Origin of the sequence: Variovorax monticola (assembly GCF_051216855.1) — a bacterium.
Lineage (GTDB): Bacteria > Pseudomonadota > Gammaproteobacteria > Burkholderiales > Burkholderiaceae_C > Variovorax.
Genome location: NZ_JBPJZP010000004.1, coordinates 477,312 through 500,130 on the forward strand (window position 1 = coordinate 477,312; position 22,819 = coordinate 500,130).

A 22,819-nucleotide genomic window follows, 5' to 3' on the forward strand; every position below is an offset into this window, starting at 1 on the left:
TCTCATTGGCGCCAGCGTCATCCCTCGATGACAGCCGGCACTGCAAGGTGGCAGATGTCGCAGTCGACCTCGCCGCCCGCGCGCTCCACCACCACGAAGTCGCCCGCATCGACCGCCAGCAGCGCGTGATGCCAGGTGCCGGGCGCGAGTACCACGCCCTGGCGCCCGTCGGTGACGAAAGCCGCAAGTTCGCCCGCCGACACGGGCGCATCGCCGGCACGCGCCACCACGATGACGAAGCGGCGCTCGCCCAGCGGCACGAAGGTCTGGCTGCCGAGGGCGTGGCGCTCCATTTCCGTGACGGCATGCGGAAAGCGCCGGGCCTGCGCGCGGAACAGCGCGAGCATCGGGCGCCCGCCGTCTGCGCCCAGCTGCAGGTCGTCGAGCAGGTCGAAGCGCGTGGCATTGCCGCCGTTGATCGGCCGGCCCGGGTCCGTGGCGGGCACTGCGATGACGGTGCCGTACGGCGCGAAGGCTTGTGAAGTCAGCGGCTGCGCGGCGAGCGGCGCGGCGCCGATGGGAAGGACATCGTTCATGCCGAGACTGCAGCAGAAAGCGTGCCGCGCGCCGACGCCAGGTCGGCCAGCCAGCGCTCGAACGCTTCGCCGCGCTCGCCGTCGGGCAGCCGCAGCAGCGCCGAGGGATGCAGCGTGACGAACACGGGCCGCCCGTCCGCGCGTTCATGCAGCCACGCACCGCGCTCGGCCTGCACCGCCACCGGCCGGCCCAGCAAGGCGCGCGCGGCCGTCGCGCCGAGCGCCACCAATGCGCGCGGACGCACGAGCGAGATTTCGCTGTCGAGCCAGCGCACGCAGGCCTCGGCCTCGCGCTGCGCGGCGGTCTTGTGGATGCGGCGCTTGCCGCGCAGCTCGTACTTGAAATGCTTCACCGCATTGGCCAGGTACACGCTGTCGCGCGCCCAGCCCAACTGGGCCATGGCGCGGTCGAGCAACTGGCCGGCCGGGCCGACGAAGGGGCGGCCCACCAGGTCTTCCTGGTCGCCGGGCTGCTCGCCGACAAGCATGTGCTGCGCGCCGAGCGGGCCTTCGCCGCACACGGCCTGCGTGGCGAACGCGCCGATGGGGCAGTCGCGGCACGCATGCGTTGCAGCGCGCAGCTCGTCGAGGCTGGCCGGCGCCACGCCGTCGGCCGGGCGCAGGTGCAACGGCACGGGCGCGCGGATGCGCCGGGCCACCGTGGGCGGCGCATCGATCATCGACTGGCTGCGCGCCTCGGCCGCGTCCGTGAGCGGCTGGATCAGCGCGGCCTCGGGCAGGTTGTGCCAGTAGCGGCGCGGCATTTCGCGCCGCATCATGGCGACCTTCAGGCGCGCGGGGTTGAAGATGTGTGCGTAGTAGGTCAGCCAGAGCTGCTCGCCGGCATCGGGCGGCGGCTTTTCGCGGCGGTCGGCGCCCTCGCGAAAAGACAGGGCCTGGCCGTTCCACTCCACGCAGCGGTCGGGCGTGAGGATGGCCCAGCGCATCTGCGCGAAGCGGCGCGCGAAGAACGGCGCGTTGGCCGCCACGATGCGGTGGTCGGGCTCGAACCACGCGACGTGGCGCTCCCCCACGTCGGCGTCCGCCACGCGGGTGAAGCGCACGAAGGCGCGCATCTTGTGGATGTCGCGGCGCACGGCCTTGGCCATCTGCTGCGCCTGCATCATGTCGGCGTCCAGCGGGTCGTGCCGCAGGGCCGGCTCGCGGGTCAGGCGCCAGAGCAGCCGGTACAGCAGCGCCAGTCGTTGCGGGTCGCGGTGCAGGATCACGTCGGCGCACAGCGCGACGAACGAGGCGGGCACCGGGTGCCGCGCGGCGTCTGCGGCCCGTGGCGACGGTGCCAGGTCGAACATTTCGACCTCGTCGCGTGCCTCGCCGAACAGATCGTCGACCGCGCCTTCGCTCACCGCACCGTCGCTCCACGCGACCTGGTCGGGCGGCACGCCGCCGGCCAGCAGCTGCCGCGCATGGCGGCGGAAGGCGTCGAGATCGACCGGGTCTTCGAGCCGTATGCGCATGGACTGTGTCCTCGGCCTTTCCTCAGACCTGGCTCAGAACAGCGAGGCCTGCGCGTGCACCGGCTGGGCCGCGGGCGCGGCCAGGGCCATGGCGCCCGCCGCCGGGCGGTGCCCGTCGGCCACCACGAACGGCAGCACCTTGCGCGCCGGCACGTGCAGGCGGCGCAGGTCGTCGGCACGCACCCGGCGCACGCGCCGTGCCTGCAGCAGCCGCTCCACAGCCTTCACGCCCAGCCCGGGCACGCGCAGCAGCATCTCGCGCGGCGCATGGTTCAGGTCGACCGGAAAGCGCTCGGCATGCGCCAGCGCCCAGGCCAGCTTGGGGTCCACATCGAGCCGCAGCAGGCCGTCGGGCGCGGCCACGATCTCCTGGTGCTCGAAGCCGTAGAAGCGCATGAGCCAGTCGGCCTGGTAGAGCCGGTGCTCGCGCATCAGCGGGGGCGCTACCAGCGGCAGCGCGCGGGCCGCGTCGGGAATGGGGCTGAAGGCCGAGTAGTACACGCGCTTCAACTTGTACGCGCCGTACAGCGTGGCGCTGGACGCGAGGATGAGCCGGTCGTCGCTGGCGTCGGCGCCCACGATCATCTGCGTGCTCTGGCCCGCGGGCGCGAAGGGCGGCGGCTTGGCGGCGGTGGGCGCGGCGCCCGGCAACGCGCGAATGGGCACCACGCGGCGCGCCTCCTCGCGCGTGTCGTCGATGCGCAGGCGCAGCCGCGCCATGGAGCGGCGGATGGCGCTTTCGTTCTTCTCGGGCGCCAGGGCCTGCAGCCCTTCGGCGGTGGGCATCTCGACGTTGATGCTGAGCCGGTCGGCATAGCGGCCGGCGCGCGCCAGCAGTTCGTCGCTGGCGTCGGGAATGGTCTTCAGGTGGATGTAGCCGCGAAAATCGTGCTCCTCGCGCAGCACGCGCGCCACCTCGACCACCTGCTCCATGGTGTGGTCGGGCGACTTGATGATGCCGCTGGACAGGAACAGGCCCTCGATGCAGTTGCGGCGGTAGAAGTCGAGCGTGAGCTGCACCACCTCGTCCACACCAAAGCGCGCCCGCGGCACGTTGCTCGACGCGCGGTTCACGCAATAGAGGCAGTCGTACTGGCAGTGGTTGGTCAGCAGCACCTTCAGCAGCGAGATGCAGCGCCCGTCGGGCGCGTAGCTGTGGCAGATGCCCGCGCCTTCGGTGGAGCCGATGCCGCGCCCGCCGAGCGAATCGCGCTTTTGCGAGCCGCTGGACGCGCACGAGGCGTCGTACTTGGCGGCGTCGGCCAGGATGGCGAGTTTGCGCTGGATGTCCACGGGGGCCTTGATGGATTGCTGGAGAAAGTACTGGATGAATATACAGTCTTAAACCAATGTTGCCATGAAACGCAACCGGCAATTGGCTGCGATTTGTAAGCTCGATGTCGCGCGTTGCGCCGTCCCGGAACCTTGGCTACCCTCACCGGCAGATGACCGACGACCCCACAGCGCCCGCCCCTACGCCCGATGACGGCGCCACGGCACCCGCCCCCGGCGCGATTTGCGCCAACCTTCCTGACGATGGCCTCGCAAGCAAGTTCACTGCCCCTGACGGCGCTCCCGCCTTCGCGGTGCGCTGGCACGGCGGGGTGTATGCGTACCTCAACCAGTGCCCGCACGCGGGCGGCCCGCTCGACTTCGAAGGCCAGGTGCTCGAAAGCTCGGGGCGCTACCTGATGTGCGCGCGGCACGGCGCCATCTTCGAGCCCGACACCGGCAAATGCGTGGGCGGCCCCTGCCGCGGCGCGCGGCTCACGCCGCTGGCGGTGCACGTCAAGGCGGACGGCAGCGTGTGGCTGGGCCACGCCGGATGAAGACAACCTTTCCAGGAGATTCCATGCGCAACAAGCTTCACTCCCTCGCTTTGCCGGTGGCGGCCCTCGCCCTCGCGGGCCTCATGGCCGGCTGCACCGGCATGTCGGGCGGCACCGGTGCCGGCGGCAAGGCCTTCACGGGCATGCGCGTCAGCTCCAGCGCCTTCGCCGACAACGGCGTGATCCCCGCCGAACATGCCGGGGCCGGCGAATGCGGCGGCAAGAACGTCTCGCCGCCCGTGGCATGGAGCGACCTGCCGGCCAAGACCAGGTCGGTTGCCGTGATGATCTTCGACCCCGACGGCGGGGCCGGCCTGGGCGTGTCGCACTGGGTGGCCTACAACATCGCGGCCGAGCGCGGCGAACTCAAGACCGGCGAAGGCCAGGCGGGCGCGAACCTGAACTTCACCATGGGCCCGAACGTGGCCGGCGCGCCCGCGTACCGAGGCATGTGCCCGCCGGTGGGCGACCGGCCGCACCACTACGTGATGACCGTGATCGCCTCCGACCTCGCACCGGGCGCGCTGCCGGCGGGCCTGGCGCGCGACGCGCTGGTGGCCGCGCTCAAGGGCCATGCGCTGGGCGGACAGAGCGTGGTGGGGCTGTACAGCCGCTGATGCCGCGGGTGCCGCCGGTGCGCGGCACCCGCTCGGGGTGCGGAAACATGGCGCCGCGTGTCAAGGACATAGGTATGCACGCGGGTAATAATTGAGGCTTCCGTTCGCCGGCGCCGGTCAGCCATGGCTTCAGCCGCTTTTCCGAAAGCTCCATCGATGGTCATGCCCGCAGCTGCGCCCGCCTCTTCTCCAGCTTCCACGGTTTCAACGGTTTCCACGGCGCCGCCCTCCACCGGCGACCTCGACGCCATGTTCGACCTGGCGCCCGTCTCGCTCTGGGTCGAGGACTACAGCGACCTCAAGCGCAAGCTCGACGGCTGGCGCGCCCAAGGCGTGACCGACCTGGTCGCCTACCTGGCCGAAGACCCCCAGCGCGTGAGCGACTGCATGGCGATGCTGAAAGTGCTGCGCGTCAACCAGCACACCTTGCGGCTCTTTGCCGCCGACAGCCAGGAGACCCTGCTCGGCGCGCTCGACCGCGTGTTCCGCGGCGACATGTCCGCCACCGTGGTGCACGAGCTCGACCGGCTGTGGCGCGGCGAGCTCACCTTCGAGAGCGAAACCGTCAACTACGCCCTGGACGGCCGCCGGCTCGACGTGCGCGTGCGCGCCCGAGTGCTGCCCGGCCATGAAGACAGCTGGGACCGCGTGCTGGTCTCGCTCGACGACATCACCGAGCGCGTGGCCGCGCAGCACCTGCGCGACGAAAGCGCCCGGTACGCGCGCAGCCTGTTCGACCGCTCGCCGGTGTCGCTGTGGGTGGAAGACTTCAGCGCGGTGCGCACGCTGATGCAGAGCATCCGCGCGCGCGGCATCACCGACTTCGCCACCTTCATCAAGGTGCACCCCGAGTTCGTCACGCGCTGCATGCAGGAGATCCGCGTCATCGACGTGAACCAGGAAACCCTGCGCATGTTCGGCGCGCCCGACCTGACCACGTTGCTGGGCAGCCTGTCGCGCGTGTTCCGCGACGAGATGCGCGAGTCCTTCGCGGAGCAGCTGCACGACCTGTGGAACGGCAAGACGGTGCAGCACCGCGAGGTGCTCAACTACTCGCTGTCGGGCGAGGCGCTCAACATCCACATGCAGTTCGCGGTGCAGGACGACCGGCTGGACACCTGGGACCTGGTGCTGGTGTCGCTGGTGGACATCACCGCGCGCAAGAAGGCCGAGGCCTATCTCGAGTACCTCGGCAAGCACGACGTGCTCACGCAGCTGTGCAACCGCACCTACTACACCGAAGAGCTCAACCGGCTGTCGCGCAAGGGGCCGTGGCCGGTGTCGATCGTGGTCATCGACCTCAACGGCCTGAAGCAGCTCAACGACCTGGAAGGCCATGCCGCCGGCGACTCGATGCTGCGCCGCATGGGCGAGGTGCTCGACAAGGCCGTGGCGCCGCCGGCCTGGCCCGCGCGCGTCGGCGGCGACGAGTTCGCCGTGCTGCTGCCGATGACCGACGAGCGCGGCGCCGAGGCGATGCGCGAGCGCATCCTCATGCTGCTGGAGCTGAACAACCAGTTCCACGCGGGCCAGAGCGGCCATGCTTTGAGCCTGGCCATCGGGCTGGCGACCTGCAACGCAGGCGAGTCGCTGGAAGCCGCGCTGCAGCGCGCGGACCGGGCGATGTACGTGGACAAGGCCCGCTACTACGAGAGCACGGGCATCGACCGGCGCACGTAGGCGAAGGGCTACGGCACCTTGCCCGGCCCATCAACAAGCCCATCACCCGGCCCCCGCCCCCGCCCCCGCACTCGCTCCAGCACGAAGTCGATGAAGGTCCGGATGGCCCGCGTGTGCTGCCGGTTCGGCATGTAGAGCATGAACATCTGCGTGCCGAAGATGCTCAGGCGCCAGTCGTCCAGCGTGGTCACCACGTCGCCCTTGCGCACGTCTTCCTGCACCACGTAGTCGGGCACCAGGCCGATGCCCAGGCCCGCGAGCACCGCCTGGCGCAGGAACAGGAAATTCTCTGAAATGAGCGTCGGCTCCAGGATCACCTCGCGCCGCGTCTCCCCTTGATACGCCGACACGCGCAGTTGCCGGCCGATGACGGCGGCCGTGACCACCGGCGCGCCCTGCAGTTCGTCGAGCTGCACCGGCAGCGGATGCCGCTCGGCATAGTCGCGCGAGGCGCAGGCGACGTAGCGCACCGGCCCCAGGTCGCGCGCCACCAGGTTCTGCGGCGGTTCGGGAATCACCCGCACCGCGATGTCGACCTCGTCGCGCAGCAGGTCCTCGATGCGGTTCTCGAACACCACGTCGAGCACGATGCCGGGGTACTGCCGCTTGAAGTCGATCAGCCAGTCGGCCATCACCAGTTGCCCGTAGCCGCTGGGCACGCTCAGCCGCACGCGGCCCTGCAGGCCCTCGCCCAGCGTGGTGACCGATTCGCGCGCGGCCAGCAGTTCGGTCTGGATGGCCACGCCGTGCTGGTACAGCCGCAGGCCGATCTCGGTGGGCTCGGCGCGGCGGGTGGTGCGCCGCACCAGCTGCGCGCCCACCGAGCGCTCCAGCTGGTTCAGGTGGTAGCTGACGTTGGCGCGGCTCATCTTGAGCCGGCGGGCGGCGGCGCTCAGGTTGCCGGCGTCAAGGATTTCCACCAGCAGGGTGAGCGATTGGAGGTCCATGCACCGATTGTGTCAAAAATTCTTTGACAGTCTGTCAACCGTCTATGCAATTGTCAAAGCTGCGGTGCGGGCCAAGAATGCGGGGTTCACCCCAGAGCCTCGGGCCCCTCGGCTTGCATCCGCACGCGCAGGGCTCGCCAACGCAAGAGACACGCACATGGCCACCACACCCTCCAGCCCCTCCACGTCTTCCGGTCCCGTCACCTTCGAGCGTCATGGCGACGTGTTCGTGGTGACCATCGACAACCCGCCCGTCAACGCCCTGGGCGTGGAGGTGCGCCGCGGCCTCGTGGCCGCCATCGACGCGGCCGAGGCCGACAGTGCGGCCAAGGCGGTGCTGATCGTCGGCGCCGGCCGCAACTTCATTGCCGGCGCGGACATCCGCGAGTTCGGCAAGACGCCGCAGCCGCCGTCGCTGCCAGAGGCGTGCCTGAAGATCGAGAACTGCACCAAGCCGGTGGTCGCCGCCGTTCACGGCGCGGCGCTGGGCGGCGGGCTCGAAGTGGCGCTGTCGGCGCACTACCGCCTGGCCTCGCCCACCGCCAAGCTGGGCCTGCCCGAAGTGGCGCTGGGCCTGCTGCCCGGCTCGGGCGGCACGCAGCGCGCACCGCGCCTGATCGGCGTGAAACCCGCGCTCGAACTGATGCTCAGCGGCCGCCATGCGGGCGCGAAGGAAGCGCTGTCGCTCGGCCTCGTCGACCGTCTGGCCACCGACGCCGACGCGCGCGCCGAAGGCCTGGCCTACGCGCAGGAGCTGGTGGCGGCCAATGCGCCCGTGCGCCGCACCCGCGAGGCCACCGGCCTGGCCGACGCCGACGCCAGCCGTGCCGCCCTCGAAGCCGCGCGCACCGACACCGCCAGGAAGAGCCGCGGCCTGTTCTCGCCGATGAAGATCATCGAAGCCGTGGAAGGCGCGCTCACGCTTCCCTTCGACGAAGGCATGGCGCTGGAACGCAAGCTGTTCCTGCAGTGCATCGACAGCCCGCAGCGCGCCGGCCTGATCCACGCCTTCTTCGCCGAACGCGAAGTGCTGAAGGCGCCCGAGACCCGGTCGGCCAAGCCGCGCGCGCTGGCATCCGCCGGCATCGTGGGCGGCGGCACCATGGGCGCGGGCATCGCCGTGGCCATGCTGGACGCGGGCATGCCCGTGACCATGATCGAGCGCGACGACACCCAGCTCGCGCGCGGCCGCGCCAACGTCGAGAAGGTGTACGACGGCCTCGTCAAGAAGGAGCGCATGACGCCCGAGGCCAAGGCCGCGGTGATGGCGCGCTTCAACGGTTCCACCCGCTACGACGCCCTGGCCGACGCCGACATCGTGGTCGAGGCGGTGTTCGAGGACATGGCCGTGAAGAAGGCCGTGTTCGCCGAACTCGACCGCGTGTGCAAGCCCGGCGCCGTGCTGGCCACCAACACGTCCTACCTGGACATCGACGAAATTGCGGCCAGCGTCTCGCGCCCGCAGGACGTGGTGGGCCTGCACTTCTTCTCGCCGGCCAACATCATGAAGCTGCTGGAGATCGTGGTGCCCGCCAAGGTGAGCGCCGACGTGGTCGCCACCGGCTTCGAGCTCGCGAAAAAGCTCAAGAAGGTGCCGGTGCGCGCCGGCGTGTGCGACGGCTTCATCGGCAACCGCATCCTGGCCGTGTACCGCCAGGCGGCCGACCACATGATGGAAGACGGCGCCTCGCCGTACGACATCGACGCGGCGGTGCGCAACTTCGGCTACCCGATGGGCCCGTTCCAGGTGTCGGACCTGGCCGGCGGCGACATCGGCTGGGCCACGCGCAAGCGCAAGGCCGCCACGCGCGACCCCGAGGCGCGCTACGTGCAGATTGCCGACCGCATCTGCGAGCGCGGCTGGTTCGGCCAGAAAACGCAGCGCGGCTACTACCTGTACCCCGAAGGCGCGCGCACCGGTGTGCCCGACCCCGAGGTGCTGGCCATCATCGACGCCGAACGCACGCGCGCGGGCATCACGCCGCGCCGGTTCACCGAAGAAGAAATCATGCGCCGCTACATGGCCGCCATGGTCAACGAAGGCGCCAACGTGGTGCTTCAGCGCATTGCGCTGCGCCCGCTCGACGTGGACGTGACCTTTCTCTACGGCTACGGCTTCCCGCGCCACCGCGGCGGCCCGATGAAGTACGCAGACACCGTCGGTCTCGCCACGGTTCTCGCAGACATCCGCGAGTTCGCGAAGGCAGACCCGATCTTCTGGAAGCCGTCGCCGCTGCTGGTGCAGCTGGTCGAGCGCGGTGCCGATTTCGCCAGCCTCAATCAGTCCGAGTAATTCCAGCGTCCATCAAGGAGTCATCCCATGCGTGAAGCCGTCATCGTTTCCACCGCCCGCACCCCGCTCACCAAAGCGCACCGCGGCGAATTCAACATCACCCCCGGCGCCACGCTGGCGTCCTTCGCCGTGAAGGCCGCCGTGGAGCGCTCGGGCCTGGACCCGGCACTGATCGAGGACGCCATCCTCGGCTGCGGCTACCCCGAAGGCACCACGGGCCGCAACATCGCGCGCCAGGCCATCATCCGTTCGGGCCTGCCCATCAGCATCGCCGGCACCACGGTGAACCGCTTCTGCGCCTCGGGCCTGCAGGCGATTGCCATGGCCGCGGGCCGCATCGTGGTGGACGGCGCGCCGGCCATGATCGCGGGCGGCGTCGAAAGCATCTCGCAGATCCGTGGCCGCAGCCCCGGTGACGGCGGCGACCTCAGCCTGGACCCGTGGATCGTCGAGCACAAGCCCGCGCTGTACATGGCGATGATCGACACCGCCGACATCGTCGCCAAGCGCTACGGCATCAGCCGCGAGGCGCAGGACCGCTTCTCCGCCGAAAGCCAGCGCAAGACCGAAGAGGCCCAACTGGCCGGCCGCTACAAGGACGAGATCGTCGCCTGCACCACCACCATGGCCGTGACCGACAAGGAGACCAAGGAAGTCACCCACCGCGAAGTCACCGCCACCGAAGACAACTGCAACCGCCGCGGCACCACCTACGAAGCGTTGGCCAAGCTGAAGCCGGTGATGGGCGAGGACAAGTTCGTGACCGCCGGCAACGCCTCGCAACTCTCGGACGGTGCATCGGCCTGCGTGCTGATGGAAGCCAGGGACGCAGAGCGCGCCAACATCAAACCGCTGGGCGCCTTTCGCGGCCTGGCGCTGGCCGGCTGCGAACCCGACGAAATGGGCATCGGCCCCGTGTTCGCCGTGCCCAAGCTGCTCGCGCGTCACGGCCTGAAGGTGCAGGACATCGACCTGTGGGAGCTGAATGAAGCCTTCGCCTCGCAGTCGATCTACTGCCAGGACAAGCTGGGCATTCCGTCGGAGCGCCTGAACGTGAACGGCGGCGCCATCTCCATCGGCCACCCCTTCGGCATGACCGGCGCACGCCTCACGGGCCACGTGCTCATCGAAGGCAAGCGCCGCGGCGCCAAGTACGCCGTGGTGACCATGTGCATCGCCGGCGGCATGGGCGCGGCGGGCCTGTTCGAAATTTTCTGAGGAGCGCGCGATGGACCTGAACTTCACCCCCGAAGAAGAAGCCTTCCGCAGCGAAGTGCGCGCCTTCCTGGCCGACAAGCTGCCGGTGCGCCTGTCCGAGAAAGTGCGCGGCGGCAGGATCCTGGAAAAGGCCGACATGCAGGAGTGGCACGCCACCCTGAACGCGCGCGGCTGGCTTGCCAACCACTGGCCCGAACAGTACGGCGGCCCGGGCTGGACGGCGGTGGAGAAGTTCATCTTCGAACACGAATGCGCGCTGGCCTTTGCGCCGCGCATCGTGCCCTTCGGCGTGAACATGCTCGGCCCGGTGCTCATCAAGTACGGCAACGAGGCGCAGAAGCAGCACTGGCTGCCGCGCATCCTGGACGGCGCCGACTGGTGGTGCCAGGGTTACTCGGAACCGGGCGCGGGCTCCGACCTGGCCGCGGTGAAAACGTCTGCCGTGCGCGGCATCGACGCGCAGGGCGACCACTACATCGTGAACGGCCAGAAGACCTGGACCACGCTGGGCCAGCACGCCAACATGATCTTCTGCCTGGTGCGCACCAACCGCGAGGCGAAGAAGCAGGAAGGCATCAGCTTCCTGCTGATCGACATGACCTCGCCCGGCGTGGACGTGCGCCCGATCATCACGCTCGACGGCGAGCACGAGGTGAACGAGGTGTTCTTCTCCGACGTGCGCGTGCCGGCCGAGAACCTGGTGGGCGAAGAGAACAAGGGCTGGACCTGCGCCAAGTTCCTGCTGACCTACGAGCGCACCAACATCGCGGGCGTGGGCTTCTCGGTGGCCGCGCTCGAACAGCTCAAGGGCATTGCCGCGTCGCAGACGAAGAACGGCAAGCCGCTGGCGGACGACCCGGCCTTCGCGGCGCGCCTGGCGCGTGTGGAGATCGACCTGGAGAACATGAAGACCACCAACCTGCGCGTGATCGCGGCGGTGGCCGGCGGCGGCGTGCCGGGTGCGGAAAGCTCGATGCTGAAGATCCGCGGCACCGAGATCCGCCAGGAAATCTCGTCGCTCGCGCGCCGTGCAATGGGCGTGTACGGCCGCCCCTTCGTCGAGGAAGCGCTGCACGACGGTTTCGAAGGCGAAACCTTCGGCCCCGCCTACGCATCGGCCGCCGCCTCGCGCTACTTCAACAACCGCAAGCTGTCGATCTTCGGCGGCTCCAATGAAATCCAGAAGAACATCATCAGCAAGATGATCCTGGGCCTGTGAGGAGACATGCAGTGAACTTCGAACACACCGAAGACCGGCGCATGCTCGCCGACAGCCTGAACCGCTTCATCGCCGAGCAGTACGCGTTCGACGCGCGCGACCGCATCGCGAAGTCGGCGCACGGGTTCAGCAAGGAAACGTTTCAGCAGTTCGCCGAACTGGGCGTGATCGGCGCGCTGTTCAGCGAGGCCGACGGCGGCTTCGGCGGCGGCGGCTTCGACATTGCGGTGGTCTTCGAGGCCCTGGGCCGCGGCCTCGTGGTCGAGCCGCTGCTGGGCGCGGTGATGGTCGGCGAGGCGCTCAGCGCTGCCGGCACCGAGGCGCAGAAAGCCAAGCTCGGCGACATCATCAACGGCGTGAGCGTGGCGGCCTTCGCGCACGACGAAGCCGACACGCACTACGAGCGCACGCGGGTGCAGACCAAGGCCGAGCGCAAAGGCGACGGCTGGGTGCTGCACGGTGCCAAGGCCGTGGTGCCGCAAGGCGAGCAGGCCGACCTGTTCCTGGTCTCCGCGCGCACCTCGGGCAACGTCGATGACGAAGCCGGCATCTCGCTGTTCCTCGTGCCCGCAAAAGCCGCCGGCCTCACGGTGCGCGGCTGCCCCGCCATCGACGGTGGCCGTGTCGCCGAACTCGCGTTCGACGGCGTGACGCTGGGCGCCGACGCGCTGCTGGGCGCCGAAGGCCAGGGCCACGCCACGCTGGAACGCGCCATCGGCCGCGGCGTGCTGGCGCTGTGCGCCGAAGCGCTGGGCGCGATGGAAGCCGCCAAGACCGCCACGCTGGAGTACCTGCGCACGCGCAAGCAGTTCGGCACGCTCATCGGCAGTTTCCAGGCGCTGCAGCACCGCATGGCCGACCTGCTGCTGGAGATCGAACAGGCACGCTCGGCCGTCATCAACGCCGCGGCTGCCATCGACACGGGCGACCGCGTGACGCGCGAGCGCGCGCTGTCGGCCGCCAAGTTCAGCATCGGGCGCATCGGCGCGCTGGTGGCCGAAGAAAGCATCCAGATGCACGGCGGCATCGGCATGACGTGGGAGCTGCCGCTGCCGCACTACGCCAAGCGCCTGGTCATGATCGACCACCAGCTGGGCGACGAAGACCATCACCTGCAGCGCTACATCCAGCTCGGCAAGGAGATTGCGGCATGACGGGCATGACGGACACGACGAACAAGACCGTGCTGATCTCGCAGGAAGGCGCCGTGCGCATCCTGACCAACAGCAACCCCGGCGCGCGCAACGCGATCACGCCGACGCTGTATGCCGAACTCTCGGCCGCGCTCGCCGACGCCGAGCAAGACCCCGAGGTCGGCGCCATCGTCTTCACCGGCGCGGGCGACTTCTTCTGCTCCGGCGGCGACCTGAACCTGCTGGCCAAGCGCCGCGAGCTGCCCATGGCAGAGCGCCGCCAGATCCTGGAAGGCCTGAACAACCTGATTCGCGCGCTGCGCGATTGCGCCAAGCCCGTGATCGCGGCGGTCGAAGGCGGCGCGGCCGGCGCGGGCCTGTCGATGGCGCTGGCCTGCGACATGCTGGTGTCGGCGCGCGACGCGTTCTATACGGTGGCCTACGTCAAGGTCGGTCTCACGCCCGACGGCGGCGCCACCGCCTTCCTGGCCGAGTTCGTCTCGCGCCAGGTGCTCACCGAGCTGTGCCTCACCGGCGACCGCATGACGGCCGAGCGCCTGAACCAGCTAGGCGCGGTCAACCGCCTGACCGACAAGGGTGCGGCACTGGCCGAAGCCGTGGCGCTCGCGGCCAAGGTGGCTGTCGGCCCGCAGCGCGCCATCACGCGCATCAAGACGCTGTGCCGCCAGGCGCACCACGCCACGCTGGAAGCGCAACTCGACGCCGAGGCCGTGTTCATGGTCGAGTCGCAAGGCGATGCCGAAGCGGCCGAAGGCATCGGCGCGTTTCTCGGCAAGCGCAAGGCCGACTTCGTTGCCCTGCGCCACAAGGCAAAGGGCGCGCCCTGACCCGGCCCCTGCTGCTTTCACTTCATGCCTCGCACGCTGTGCGGGGCTTTCCCGTTTTTCGGAAGTTCCCGTCATGCCTCTACTGAATTCATCGCTGCCGCTCGCCGGCGTGCGCGTTCTCGACCTGTCCCGCATCCTGGCGGGCCCCTGGTGCGGCATGGTGCTGGCCGACATGGGCGCCGAGGTGATCAAGGTCGAGCACCCGGGCCGCGGCGACGACACGCGCGACTGGGGCCTGCGCGTGGGCAACACCGAAACCGCCTACTTCAACAGCGTGAACCGCAACAAGCGCTCGGTCACGCTCGACCTGCAGACGCCCGAAGGCCAGCAGATCGCGCGCGACCTGGCAAAGCAGTGCGACGTGGTGATCCAGAACTTCAAGTTCGGCGGCATCGACAAGCTGGGCCTGGGCTACGAGCAACTCAGCAAGGAGCAGCCGGGCCTCATCTACTGCTCGATTTCGGGCTACGACCGCACCGGCGCCGAGGCCGCTCGCCCGGGCTACGACCTCGTGGTGCAGGGCGAGGCAGGCCTGATGGCGCTCAACGGCGAAGCGAACCAGCCGCCGCTGAAATTCGGCGTGGCGGTGGTCGACCTGTTCACCGGCATGTACTCGGCGCAGGCCATCCTCGCCGCGCTGTACCAGCGCGAAAAAACCGGCAAGGGCCGGCACGTGGAGATGGCCCTGTTCGACTGCGGCCTGATGATCACCGCCTACTACGGCCTCGAAGCGCTGCTGATGGGCGAAGACCCGCCGCGCTACGGCAACTCGCACCCGTCGATCGTGCCGTACGGCGTGTTCGATGCGGCCGACGGCCCGCTGGTGATCACCGTGGGCAACAACGCGCAGTTCGCGCGCTTCTGCACCGAGGTGATCGAACGGCCCGACCTGGCGGCTGACGAGCGCTTCAAGACCAACATCTTGCGTTCGGCCAACCGCGCGGTGCTGCTGCCCGAACTGCACGCCGAACTGGCCAGGCGCCAGCGCGCCGACCTGCTCGAAAAGCTCACCGCCTCGGGCATTCCGTGCGGCGAGGTGCTGGGCCTGCTGGAGGCGCTGCAATCCAAACGCGCGGCCGACGCCGGCCTGGTCACCACGCAGCCGCACCCGGTGGCCGGCACGGTGAACGTGCTGGCGCCGCCCTACCGTTTCGACGGCGAGCGCCTGCCGGTGCGCAGCGCGCCGCCCACCCTGGGCGAAGGCACGCACGACGTGCTGCAGTCCCTGCTCGGCCTGTCGGATGAAAAGCTGGCCGCGCTGAAATCGAGTGGCGTGGTCTGAGCAAGACGCGCCGTTTTCCCTTGTTCCCCTGTGCATTCCTGAAGTAAGAAGTCCATGGCCTCCCCCGCTTTCCGTTCCCTCCGCAATCCCGTTCGCCGCGCACTCCTTGCCCTGGCTCTTCCCCTCACCCTTTCACTCGTGGGCGGCAGCGCCTTCGCGCAGGCCTGGCCCAGCAAGCCGATCACGCTGATCGTGCCCTTCCCGCCCGGCGGCCCGACCGACGTGGCCTCGCGCATCGTGGCGCAGAAGATGTCGGTTGCGCTCAAGCAGAACATCGTGATCGACAACCGCAGCGGCGCCTCGGGCACCGTGGGCGCCGCCACGGCCGCGCGCGCGCCGGCCGACGGCTACACCTTCGTGATGCTGGCCACGCCCACGTTGCTGGCCTCGCACCTGTACGGCGCCACCGGCGGCTACGACATCTTCAAGAGCTTCACGCCCGTGGGCTCGGTGTACGACCTGCCGATCGTGCTGGTGGTCAACCCCAAGTCGCTGCCCGACGTGAACAGCCTGCAGGACCTGATCGCCAAGGCCAAGGCCGAAGGCGGCAAGCTCAACTACACGACGGCAGGCGCCGGCAGCTTCGGCCACCTGACGACCGAGCAGCTGAAGAACATCGGCAAGTTCGACATGCAGCACGTGCCCTACCGCGGCAGCGCGCCGGCCGTGACCGACCTGATCGGCGGCCAGGTGCCCGCGATGTTCTCCGACCTGGTGGCCGTCATTCCGCACATCCGCGCGGGCAAGGTGCGCGCCATCGCGGTGGGCTCGGGCAAGCGCGTGAGCCTGCTGCCCGACGTGAAAACGGTGGCCGAGCAGGGCTTCCCCGGTTTCGACGCCACCTCGTGGGGCGGCATGCTGGCCCCGGCCGGCACGCCCAAGGACGTGGTCGAGCGCATGAGCGCCGAGCTGAAGAAGGCGCTGGCCGACAAGGAAGTGCAGGACAAGCTGGAAAGCGTGGGCTCCTTCGCGGCCTACCGCACGCCCGAGCAGACCGGCGTGCGCATGAAGCAGGACTTCGAGCGCTGGGGCAAGGTCATTCGCGACAACCACATCACGAACCAGTAGAACAAGCCAAGCCCGGCCGCCGGGGCGACAAAACCAAGGAGACAGACATGACAGACAAGCACGCCAACAACTACAAAACCCCGGTCGGCACGCCCTTCCGCCCCGCGTTCCCGGTGCGCAGCCTGGCGGACATCCACCGGCTCGAAGCCACGCCGCTGGACCAGGCGCTCACGGTGCGCAGCACCTACGAGATCTTTCGCAACGCGGGCCATGCCTTCGGCGACAAGACGGCGCTGACCTTCCTGCGCACGGGCAACCCGGCCGACGAACCCATCCGCTGGTCTTATGCCGAGCTGCTCGCGCGCCTGCACCAGACCGCCAACCTGCTGCACACGCTGGGCGTGGGGCCCGGCGACGCGGTGGCGGTGCTGCTGCCCGGTTGCCTGGAGTACCACCTGGCGCTGTGGGGCGGCGAAGCGGCCGGCATCGTGCAGCCGCTGAACCCGCTGCTCACCGACGAGAAGCTGGTCGCGCTGATGACGGCGGCACGCGCCAAGGTGCTGATCGCCTACGGCTCGGACAGCGAGTCGGGCATGTGGTCGAAGGCGATGCGCCTGCGCGGCCAGGTGCCCACGCTGACCACCGTGCTGCGCGTGGCGCCGCACGATGAAGCGCCCGGTGCGGCCGGCACGCTGCCAGAAACAGGCCAAGGCGGCGCGGACGCGCTCCCGGGTGTCGCCGAATTCGATGTGCTCCGTGCGGCGCAACCGTCTGATCGCCTCGTGAGCGGGCGCGACATCGTGCCCACCGACATTGCCGCCTACTTCCACACGGGCGGCACCACGGGCGCACCCAAGCTCGCGCGCCACAGCCACGGCGCGCAGGTGTTCACCGCCTGGGCCAGCGTGCAGGTCGCGGGCATGAACGAGAACGGCATCTCCATCAACGGCTACCCGCTGTTCCATGTGGCGGGCGTGCTGCCCGCGTCGCTGTCGGCGCTGTCGGCGGGCGTGGAGGTGATCATTCCCACGCCCTCGCTGCTGCGCAACAAGGAGGTGCTGGCCAACTACTGGAAGCTGGTGGCGAAGTACCGGCCGACCTCGCTGTCGGCCGTGCCCACCGTGCTCGCGGCACTGGCCAACGTGCCGCTGGACGGCGCGGACATCTCGTCGATCACCTACTGCCGCACCGGCGCCGCCGTGCTCGCGCCCGAACTGGCCGCGCGCTTCGAGCGCCTGTTCGGCCTGCATGTGCACGAGAGCCTGGGCATGACGGAGATGGCCGGCATCTCGACCATCACGCCGCCGGGCGTGAGCGGGCCCGCGGGCTGCGTGGGCTTTCGCCTGCCGTACATGCAGATGCGCGTGGTGGCGCTGGACGAGAACGGCAACGCGAGCGAGCGCGAGGTGGCCCCCGGCGAACAGGGCATGGTGCTGTTCAAGTCGCCCAACCTGTTCTCGGGCTTCGTGGACCCGGCCGACAACGCCAAGGCTTTCACGGCCGACGGCTGGCTGGCCACCGGCGACCTCGGCTGGATCGACAGCGAGGAGCGGCTCAACCTCACGGGCCGTTCGAAGGACCTGATCATTCGCAGCGGCCACAACATCGACCCCAAGACCATCGAGGACGCGCTGGGCGCGCACCCCGCCGTGCAGCTGTGCGCCGCCGTGGGCGCACCCGATGCCTATGCGGGCGAGCTGCCGGTGATCTTCGCGACGCTGGTGCCCGGCGCCTCGGCCACCGAAGAAGAGCTGCTGGCCTTCACCGCCGCACGCGTGGACGAGGCGCCCGCCCGACCCAAGTGGGTGTCGGTGATCGAGGCCATGCCGATGACCAACGTCGGCAAGATCTACAAGCCCGAGCTGCGCGCCATGGCCGCGCGGCAGGTGGTGGCCGCCACGGTCGGCGAAGTCTGTTCGGCGCTGGGCGTCGGCGATGCGGCACGGCCGGTGGTGACCACGCAGGGCGAAAGCCTCGTGCAGGTGCAGATCGACGCCACGGCGGCGGGTGCGCTCGCCGAAGCGCTGCAAGCGCAACTGCACAAGGCGCTGGCGCCGCTGCCCTTCAAGACGCGCATTGCGCTGAAGTGACCTTTTTACAAACAGAGACTGGAGACAAACCATGACCGCATACCAAACTGACCGCAGAACCTGGCTGTGCGCCGCCGCATCGGCCGCCGCGCTCTTCGCGCTGGCGCCCGCCCACGCGCAGGCGCCCTATCCGAACAAGCCGATCCGCCTGGTCGTTCCCTACCAGGCGGGCGGCGCGACCGACGTGCTGGCGCGCGTGCTGGGCCAGAAGATGTCGGCCGGCCTCGGCCAGCCCGTTGTCATCGACAACAAGCCGGGTGCGGGCGGCATCATCGGCACCGACGCGGTCGCCAAGTCGGCACCCGACGGCTACACCGTCGTGTTCTCGCTGAGCAACTCGCTGCTGACCAACGAGTTTCTCTACGACAAGCTGCCCTACGACACGCAGCGCGACCTCACGCTGGTCTACCAGGTCGCCATGGGACCGCTGGTGCTGGTGGTGCATCCGAGCGTGCCGGTGAAGACCGCGCCCGAACTGTTGAAGTACGTGGCCGCGAACAAGGGCAAGGTGGCCTACGGCTCGTACGGCGTGGGCGCCTACCCGCACCTGGCCGGCGCGCACATGAGCCTCACGCAGCAGGCCGACATGAACCACGTCGCCTACAAGGGCGAGGCGCCGATGATGCAGGACCTGATCGGCGGCCAGATCCAGATGGCCTATGCGAGCGCGCTGGTGGCCAAGCCGCACATCGACGCGGGCAAGGTCAGGGCCCTGGGCGTGAGCGGCGAGCGCCGCATGGCCGCGCTGCCCGACGTGCCCACGCTGGCCGAGCAGGGCCTGAAAGACGAGGCCTACCGCGTGACCGGCTGGCTCGCTTTCGCGGTGCCCGCCAAGACACCCAAGCCCATCGTGGACCGCATCGCCGACGAAGTGCGCAAGGCCACGCAGCAGCCCGATGTGCGCGAGCGCGTCGCGGCCATGGGTTTCGAAATGAAGGACAGCTCGCCCGAACTCTTTGCCGCCGCGTGGAAGCAGGAGCGCCCGGTGTGGGAGCGCCTGATCAAGCAATCGGGCGCGAAGCTCGAGTGAACCTCATCTGATTTTTGAAGGAACAACCATGAAGATTCTTGTGCCCGTGAAGCGGGTCGTCGACTACAACGTCAAAGTGCGCGTGAAGAGCGACGGCACCGGGGTGGACATTGCCAACGTGAAGATGAGCATGAACCCGTTCGACGAGATCGCTGTCGAAGAGGCGGTGCGCCTCAAGGAGAAGGGCATCGTGACCGAAGTCATCGCCGTCTCTTGCGGTGACGCGAAATGCCAGGAAACACTGCGCACCGCGATGGCCATCGGTGCTGACCGCGGCATCCTGGTCGAGACCACCGAAGAGCTGCAACCGCTGGCCGTGGCCAAGCTGCTCAAGGCGCTGGTCGACAAGGAACAGCCCGCTCTGATCATTTTGGGCAAGCAGGCCATCGACGACGATGCCAACCAAACGGGCCAGATGCTCGCTGCGCTGGCCGACCTGCCGCAAGCCACCTTCGCCTCGAAGGTCGAACTGGCGGCCGACAAGGTCACGGTGTCGCGCGAAGTGGACGGCGGCATGGAAACGCTGACCCTCACGCTGCCCGCAGTCATCACGACCGACCTGCGCCTGAACGAGCCGCGCTACGTGACGTTGCCCAACATCATGAAGGCCAAGAAGAAGACGCTGGACATCTTCAAGCCCGAAGACCTGGGTGTGGATGTGAAGCCCCGCCTGAAGACGCTGAAGGTCAGCGAACCGCCCAAGCGCGGCGCAGGCATCAAGGTGGCCGACGTGGCTGCGCTGGTGGACAAACTGAAGAACGAAGCGAAGGTGATCTGACATGACCGCACTAGTTATTGCCGAACATGACCACGCCAGCATCAAGCCGGCGACTCTCAACACCGTGACTGCCGCGCTGGCTTGCGGCGGTGAAGTGCACGTTCTCGTCGCTGGCGCGAACGCAGCAGAAGCGGCCAAGGCAGCCGCCCAGATCGTTGGCGTGACCAAGGTCATCGCTGCCGACAGCCCGAGCCTCGCCGAGAACCTGGCCGAGAACGTCGCAGCCCAGGTGCTGGCGATTGCGGGCAACTACAGCCACATCCTGTTCCCCTCGACCGCGAACGGCAAGAACGTGGCGCCTCGCGTGGCCGCCAAGCTGGACGTGGCGCAGATCAGCGACATCACGAAGGTGGACAGCCCCGACACCTTCGAGCGCCCGATCTACGCCGGCAACGCCATCGCGACGGTTCAGAGCAGCGATGCCACCAAGGTGATCACTGTTCGCACGACCGGCTTCGATGCCGCAGCAGCCACGGGTGGCACCGCAACCGTCGAAACCGCAGAAGGCGTCGCAGACAGCGGCAAATCGAGCTTCGTCGGCCGCGAAGTCACCAAGAGCGAACGCCCTGAGCTGACCGCAGCCAAGATCATCGTTTCCGGTGGCCGTGCCTTGGGCAGCGCAGAGAAGTTCCAGGAAGTCATGGCCCCGCTGGCCGACAAGCTCAACGCAGGCCTGGGCGCCAGCCGCGCAGCCGTCGACGCGGGCTACGCCCCGAACGACTGGCAAGTGGGCCAGACCGGCAAGATCGTCGCGCCGCAGCTGTACATCGCAGCGGGCATCTCCGGCGCCATCCAGCACTTGGCGGGCATGAAGGACTCGAAGGTCATCGTCGCGATCAACAAGGACGAAGAAGCACCGATCTTCAGCGTGGCCGACTACGGCCTCGTCGCCGACCTGTTCGTGGCCGTGCCCGAGCTGGTCAAGGCGCTGTAAGAGGCGGCGCCCATGAAGACCCGCATCACCGAGCTGCTCGGCATTCGCTACCCGATCATCCAGGGCGGCATGCAATGGGTGGGCCACGCCGAGCTGGCCTCGGCCGTGTCGAACGCCGGAGGCCTCGGCATTCTCACGGCGCTGACGCAGCCCACGCCCGACGACCTGCGCCACGAGATTGCGCGCATGCGCACGATGACCGACAAGCCCTTCGGCGTGAACCTCACCATCCTGCCGTCGGTGAAGCCGCCGCCGTACGCCGAGTACGTGCAGGCCATCATCGACAGCGGCGTGAAGATCGTGGAGACCGCGGGCAACAGCCCCAAGGACTTCATCGACGCACTGAAACGCCACGACGTGAAGATCGTGCACAAGTGCACCTCGGTGCGCCATGCGCTGTCTGCGGAACGCAATGGCGTCGATGCCGTGTCGGTCGACGGCTTCGAGTGCGCGGGCCACCCGGGCGAAGACGACGTGCCCGGCCTGGTGCTGCTGCCCATCGCGGCACGCAAGCTGCGCATTCCCATCGTGGCGTCGGGCGGCATCGCCGACGGACGCGGCATGGCCGCCGCGCTGGCGCTGGGCGCCGAAGGCATCAACATGGGCACGCGCTTCTGCGTGACCAAGGAAGCGCCCATTCACCCCAACATCAAGCAGGCGCTGGTCGACGCGACCGAGCGCGACACGAAGCTGATGTTCCGCACCATGCGCAACACCGCGCGCGTGTTCCGCAACGCCATCTCCGAAGAGGTGGTGGCGATGGAGAACCGCACGGGCGGCTGCGAGTTCGAGGAGGTGCGCCCGCTGGTGGCCGGTGCGCGCGGCAAGGCGGCGCTGGCGTCGGGCGAGGTGCAGGACGGCGTGGTGTCGGCGGGCCAATGCATCGGGCTGATCGACGACATTCCGACTTGCGCGGAGTTGCTCGAACGCATGGTGCGCGAGTGCCGCGAGCATCTGGACCGGGCGCGGGGCTGGATGAACTGAGTCTTTCTGCTCGCGTCCGGGGGGACGCGTGCAGCGCATTGCGGAAGCTGCATTTGTTGGCGATTGCCGAGACTTCGTGCGGCATGGAACGGCCACTGCGCCGGGCTCTTCTCTAAAGTGAATGCCCCTGTCACTCGATATCCCACCAAGGGAAGAAGAAAGGCGCAACACACCCACCCACCGAAATGTATGAAGGCTGCTTGCCTCGCGGCAGGTTGTCGGTGCGAAAGCAGCGATGCAAATGCGAGGTATCAAAAGGCGACGGCCAGGGTGTTACGAGCACCCCGACCGTCTAACCAAGTTCGTGCACAAACCTCTAAAGGACCGCACAAAAATGGCTACCAAGACTATAGCCCGGCCTCGCACGCCGGTAGCTTCCGAAGACAACGCCCAAGACCCGGCGGATCGTCTCGAAAACACCCTCTCGCAACTCGAAGCTCTCCTGTGGGTCTGCCACGGGGAAGACATCGACTGGTGCAGCGGGGATGGGCCTCGGCAATTGGACAACCTGTTCTGGCTTGCGGCTGAGCTTGCTCGCAAGGCTGGAGAACTGTTTCAGATGAGCGAGAAGGCGCGGCGTGGGGCGCTTGAGACTGGCGGGTAGCGGCTGGTCTGCGGGCTGCGGGGTTCGCGGCCCGCCTTAGGGAACGAGGGCCTTGGTGTACGACAGCTGAAGCCCTCGTGATAGAAGGAATTCGATTCGGTTGAAGTTTGTGGGTAAGCCTCCGTGGCAGCTATGTGTTCCAGGCTGATCGCCGACAGACAATGCGAGCATCCGCTTTGCAGCAGGTGCTGTCTTTGAAATCGCCATGCTGAACAAGCCACAGTTCAGCCAAAAGCTGTCGTCGGCATCGACGCAGGCGTTGCGTAGGCGTCCGACAAGTCAACTTGATCCTGAGGTGACTGCGACGATCG

Annotated in this window: 20 protein-coding genes; 16 read left to right on the forward strand and 4 right to left on the reverse strand. The window is 68.5% G+C overall.

Features of this window, described 5'->3' with window-relative positions; genetic code table 11:
• Positions 1-17 precede the first annotated feature (17 nt).
• From ACSFA5_RS16825 to ACSFA5_RS16835, 3 genes are read right to left on the reverse strand one after another with little or no spacing between them, the layout of a single operon-like run.
• Positions 18-536 carry an ureidoglycolate lyase gene (locus tag ACSFA5_RS16825; RefSeq protein WP_435445177.1) on the reverse strand — a complete coding sequence of 173 codons (519 nt, stop codon included), beginning with the start codon at positions 534-536 and terminating at the stop codon, positions 18-20.
• Positions 533-2,014, reverse strand: coding sequence for a UdgX family uracil-DNA binding protein (locus ACSFA5_RS16830; protein WP_435445178.1), 1,482 nt, complete (start codon positions 2,012-2,014; stop codon positions 533-535). The genes ACSFA5_RS16825 and ACSFA5_RS16830 overlap by 4 nt, the downstream gene beginning before the upstream one ends.
• Before the next feature lie 33 nt (positions 2,015-2,047).
• A complete protein-coding gene (locus ACSFA5_RS16835) occupies positions 2,048-3,307 on the reverse strand; it encodes a putative DNA modification/repair radical SAM protein (protein ID WP_435445179.1) in 1,260 nt (419 codons plus the stop codon).
• A 152-nt stretch (positions 3,308-3,459) separates the two neighbouring features.
• On the opposite strand from ACSFA5_RS16835, the gene ACSFA5_RS16840 reads away from it, so the two are divergent.
• The 3 genes from ACSFA5_RS16840 (at position 3,460) to ACSFA5_RS16850 (ending at position 6,140) form a co-directional block, all read left to right on the forward strand.
• The gene (locus tag ACSFA5_RS16840) at positions 3,460-3,843 is read left to right on the forward strand and encodes a Rieske (2Fe-2S) protein (RefSeq protein WP_435445180.1); all 384 of its coding nucleotides are present in this window, start codon (positions 3,460-3,462) and stop codon (positions 3,841-3,843) included.
• 23 nt (positions 3,844-3,866) lie between these two features.
• Positions 3,867-4,460 carry a YbhB/YbcL family Raf kinase inhibitor-like protein gene (locus ACSFA5_RS16845; protein ID WP_435445181.1) on the forward strand — a complete coding sequence of 198 codons (594 nt, stop codon included), beginning with the start codon at positions 3,867-3,869 and terminating at the stop codon, positions 4,458-4,460.
• Between the two features lie 156 nt (positions 4,461-4,616).
• Entirely contained in the window at positions 4,617-6,140 is a 1,524-nt protein-coding gene (locus ACSFA5_RS16850; RefSeq protein WP_435445182.1) for a sensor domain-containing diguanylate cyclase, read from the forward strand.
• 8 nt (positions 6,141-6,148) lie between these two features.
• On the opposite strand, the gene ACSFA5_RS16855 is transcribed toward ACSFA5_RS16850, so the two are convergent.
• The gene (locus tag ACSFA5_RS16855; protein ID WP_435445183.1) at positions 6,149-7,087 is read right to left on the reverse strand and encodes a LysR family transcriptional regulator; all 939 of its coding nucleotides are present in this window, start codon (positions 7,085-7,087) and stop codon (positions 6,149-6,151) included.
• 157 nt (positions 7,088-7,244) lie between these two features.
• Between ACSFA5_RS16855 and ACSFA5_RS16860 the strand changes: the two genes are divergently transcribed.
• From ACSFA5_RS16860 to ACSFA5_RS16920, 13 genes are all read left to right on the forward strand, one after another.
• Positions 7,245-9,380, forward strand: a complete 2,136-nt coding sequence (locus ACSFA5_RS16860; protein ID WP_435445184.1) for a 3-hydroxyacyl-CoA dehydrogenase NAD-binding domain-containing protein — start codon at positions 7,245-7,247, stop codon at positions 9,378-9,380.
• A 27-nt stretch (positions 9,381-9,407) separates the two neighbouring features.
• The gene (locus ACSFA5_RS16865; RefSeq protein WP_435445185.1) at positions 9,408-10,598 is read left to right on the forward strand and encodes an acetyl-CoA C-acyltransferase; all 1,191 of its coding nucleotides are present in this window, start codon (positions 9,408-9,410) and stop codon (positions 10,596-10,598) included.
• Between the two features lie 10 nt (positions 10,599-10,608).
• Entirely contained in the window at positions 10,609-11,817 is a 1,209-nt protein-coding gene (locus tag ACSFA5_RS16870) for an acyl-CoA dehydrogenase family protein (RefSeq protein WP_435445186.1), read from the forward strand.
• 11 nt (positions 11,818-11,828) lie between these two features.
• Positions 11,829-12,971: an acyl-CoA dehydrogenase family protein gene (locus tag ACSFA5_RS16875; protein WP_435445187.1), complete on the forward strand. Its 1,143-nt coding sequence runs from the start codon at positions 11,829-11,831 to the stop codon at positions 12,969-12,971.
• Positions 12,972-12,976: 5 nt separating this feature from the next.
• Positions 12,977-13,798: an oxepin-CoA hydrolase, alternative type gene (locus ACSFA5_RS16880; RefSeq protein ID WP_435445362.1), complete on the forward strand. Its 822-nt coding sequence runs from the start codon at positions 12,977-12,979 to the stop codon at positions 13,796-13,798.
• Between the two features lie 73 nt (positions 13,799-13,871).
• Complete coding sequence (locus tag ACSFA5_RS16885) at positions 13,872-15,080, forward strand: CaiB/BaiF CoA transferase family protein (RefSeq protein WP_435445188.1); 1,209 nt, start codon at positions 13,872-13,874, stop codon at positions 15,078-15,080.
• A 54-nt stretch (positions 15,081-15,134) separates the two neighbouring features.
• Positions 15,135-16,148 (forward strand): Bug family tripartite tricarboxylate transporter substrate binding protein, encoded by a 1,014-nt coding sequence (locus tag ACSFA5_RS16890; RefSeq protein ID WP_435445189.1) that lies wholly within the window; start codon positions 15,135-15,137, stop codon positions 16,146-16,148.
• A gap of 113 nt (positions 16,149-16,261) precedes the next feature.
• Entirely contained in the window at positions 16,262-18,178 is a 1,917-nt protein-coding gene (locus tag ACSFA5_RS16895) for an acyl-CoA synthetase (RefSeq protein ID WP_435445190.1), read from the forward strand.
• Positions 18,179-18,209: 31 nt separating this feature from the next.
• The gene (locus ACSFA5_RS16900) at positions 18,210-19,208 is read left to right on the forward strand and encodes a Bug family tripartite tricarboxylate transporter substrate binding protein (protein ID WP_435445191.1); all 999 of its coding nucleotides are present in this window, start codon (positions 18,210-18,212) and stop codon (positions 19,206-19,208) included.
• A gap of 28 nt (positions 19,209-19,236) precedes the next feature.
• A complete protein-coding gene (locus ACSFA5_RS16905) occupies positions 19,237-19,986 on the forward strand; it encodes an electron transfer flavoprotein subunit beta/FixA family protein (RefSeq protein WP_435445192.1) in 750 nt (249 codons plus the stop codon).
• Between the two features lies 1 nt (position 19,987).
• Entirely contained in the window at positions 19,988-20,920 is a 933-nt protein-coding gene (locus ACSFA5_RS16910) for an electron transfer flavoprotein subunit alpha/FixB family protein (protein WP_435445193.1), read from the forward strand.
• Between the two features lie 12 nt (positions 20,921-20,932).
• A complete protein-coding gene (locus ACSFA5_RS16915; RefSeq protein WP_435445194.1) occupies positions 20,933-21,904 on the forward strand; it encodes an NAD(P)H-dependent flavin oxidoreductase in 972 nt (323 codons plus the stop codon).
• 334 nt (positions 21,905-22,238) lie between these two features.
• Complete coding sequence (locus tag ACSFA5_RS16920; RefSeq protein WP_435445195.1) at positions 22,239-22,508, forward strand: hypothetical protein; 270 nt, start codon at positions 22,239-22,241, stop codon at positions 22,506-22,508.
• Positions 22,509-22,819: the final 311 nt, after the last annotated feature.

What these genes read in the sequence shown, in the direction of transcription:
- ACSFA5_RS16910 (WP_435445193.1), top strand. Translation starts at nt 19,988, where the DNA reads ATGACCGCACTAGTTATTGCCGAACATGACCACGCCAGCATCAAGCCG.
- ACSFA5_RS16885 (WP_435445188.1), top strand. Translation starts at nt 13,872, where the DNA reads ATGCCTCTACTGAATTCATCGCTGCCGCTCGCCGGCGTGCGCGTTCTC.
- ACSFA5_RS16850 (WP_435445182.1), top strand. Translation starts at nt 4,617, where the DNA reads ATGGTCATGCCCGCAGCTGCGCCCGCCTCTTCTCCAGCTTCCACGGTT.
- ACSFA5_RS16840 (WP_435445180.1), top strand. Translation starts at nt 3,460, where the DNA reads ATGACCGACGACCCCACAGCGCCCGCCCCTACGCCCGATGACGGCGCC.
- ACSFA5_RS16825 (WP_435445177.1), bottom strand. Translation starts at nt 536, where the DNA reads ATGAACGATGTCCTTCCCATCGGCGCCGCGCCGCTCGCCGCGCAGCCG.
- ACSFA5_RS16845 (WP_435445181.1), top strand. Translation starts at nt 3,867, where the DNA reads ATGCGCAACAAGCTTCACTCCCTCGCTTTGCCGGTGGCGGCCCTCGCC.
- ACSFA5_RS16830 (WP_435445178.1), bottom strand. Translation starts at nt 2,014, where the DNA reads ATGCGCATACGGCTCGAAGACCCGGTCGATCTCGACGCCTTCCGCCGC.
- ACSFA5_RS16915 (WP_435445194.1), top strand. Translation starts at nt 20,933, where the DNA reads ATGAAGACCCGCATCACCGAGCTGCTCGGCATTCGCTACCCGATCATC.
- ACSFA5_RS16860 (WP_435445184.1), top strand. Translation starts at nt 7,245, where the DNA reads ATGGCCACCACACCCTCCAGCCCCTCCACGTCTTCCGGTCCCGTCACC.
- ACSFA5_RS16880 (WP_435445362.1), top strand. Translation starts at nt 12,977, where the DNA reads ATGACGGACACGACGAACAAGACCGTGCTGATCTCGCAGGAAGGCGCC.
- ACSFA5_RS16905 (WP_435445192.1), top strand. Translation starts at nt 19,237, where the DNA reads ATGAAGATTCTTGTGCCCGTGAAGCGGGTCGTCGACTACAACGTCAAA.
- ACSFA5_RS16920 (WP_435445195.1), top strand. Translation starts at nt 22,239, where the DNA reads ATGGCTACCAAGACTATAGCCCGGCCTCGCACGCCGGTAGCTTCCGAA.
- ACSFA5_RS16890 (WP_435445189.1), top strand. Translation starts at nt 15,135, where the DNA reads ATGGCCTCCCCCGCTTTCCGTTCCCTCCGCAATCCCGTTCGCCGCGCA.
- ACSFA5_RS16870 (WP_435445186.1), top strand. Translation starts at nt 10,609, where the DNA reads ATGGACCTGAACTTCACCCCCGAAGAAGAAGCCTTCCGCAGCGAAGTG.
- ACSFA5_RS16900 (WP_435445191.1), top strand. Translation starts at nt 18,210, where the DNA reads ATGACCGCATACCAAACTGACCGCAGAACCTGGCTGTGCGCCGCCGCA.
- ACSFA5_RS16855 (WP_435445183.1), bottom strand. Translation starts at nt 7,087, where the DNA reads ATGGACCTCCAATCGCTCACCCTGCTGGTGGAAATCCTTGACGCCGGC.
- ACSFA5_RS16865 (WP_435445185.1), top strand. Translation starts at nt 9,408, where the DNA reads ATGCGTGAAGCCGTCATCGTTTCCACCGCCCGCACCCCGCTCACCAAA.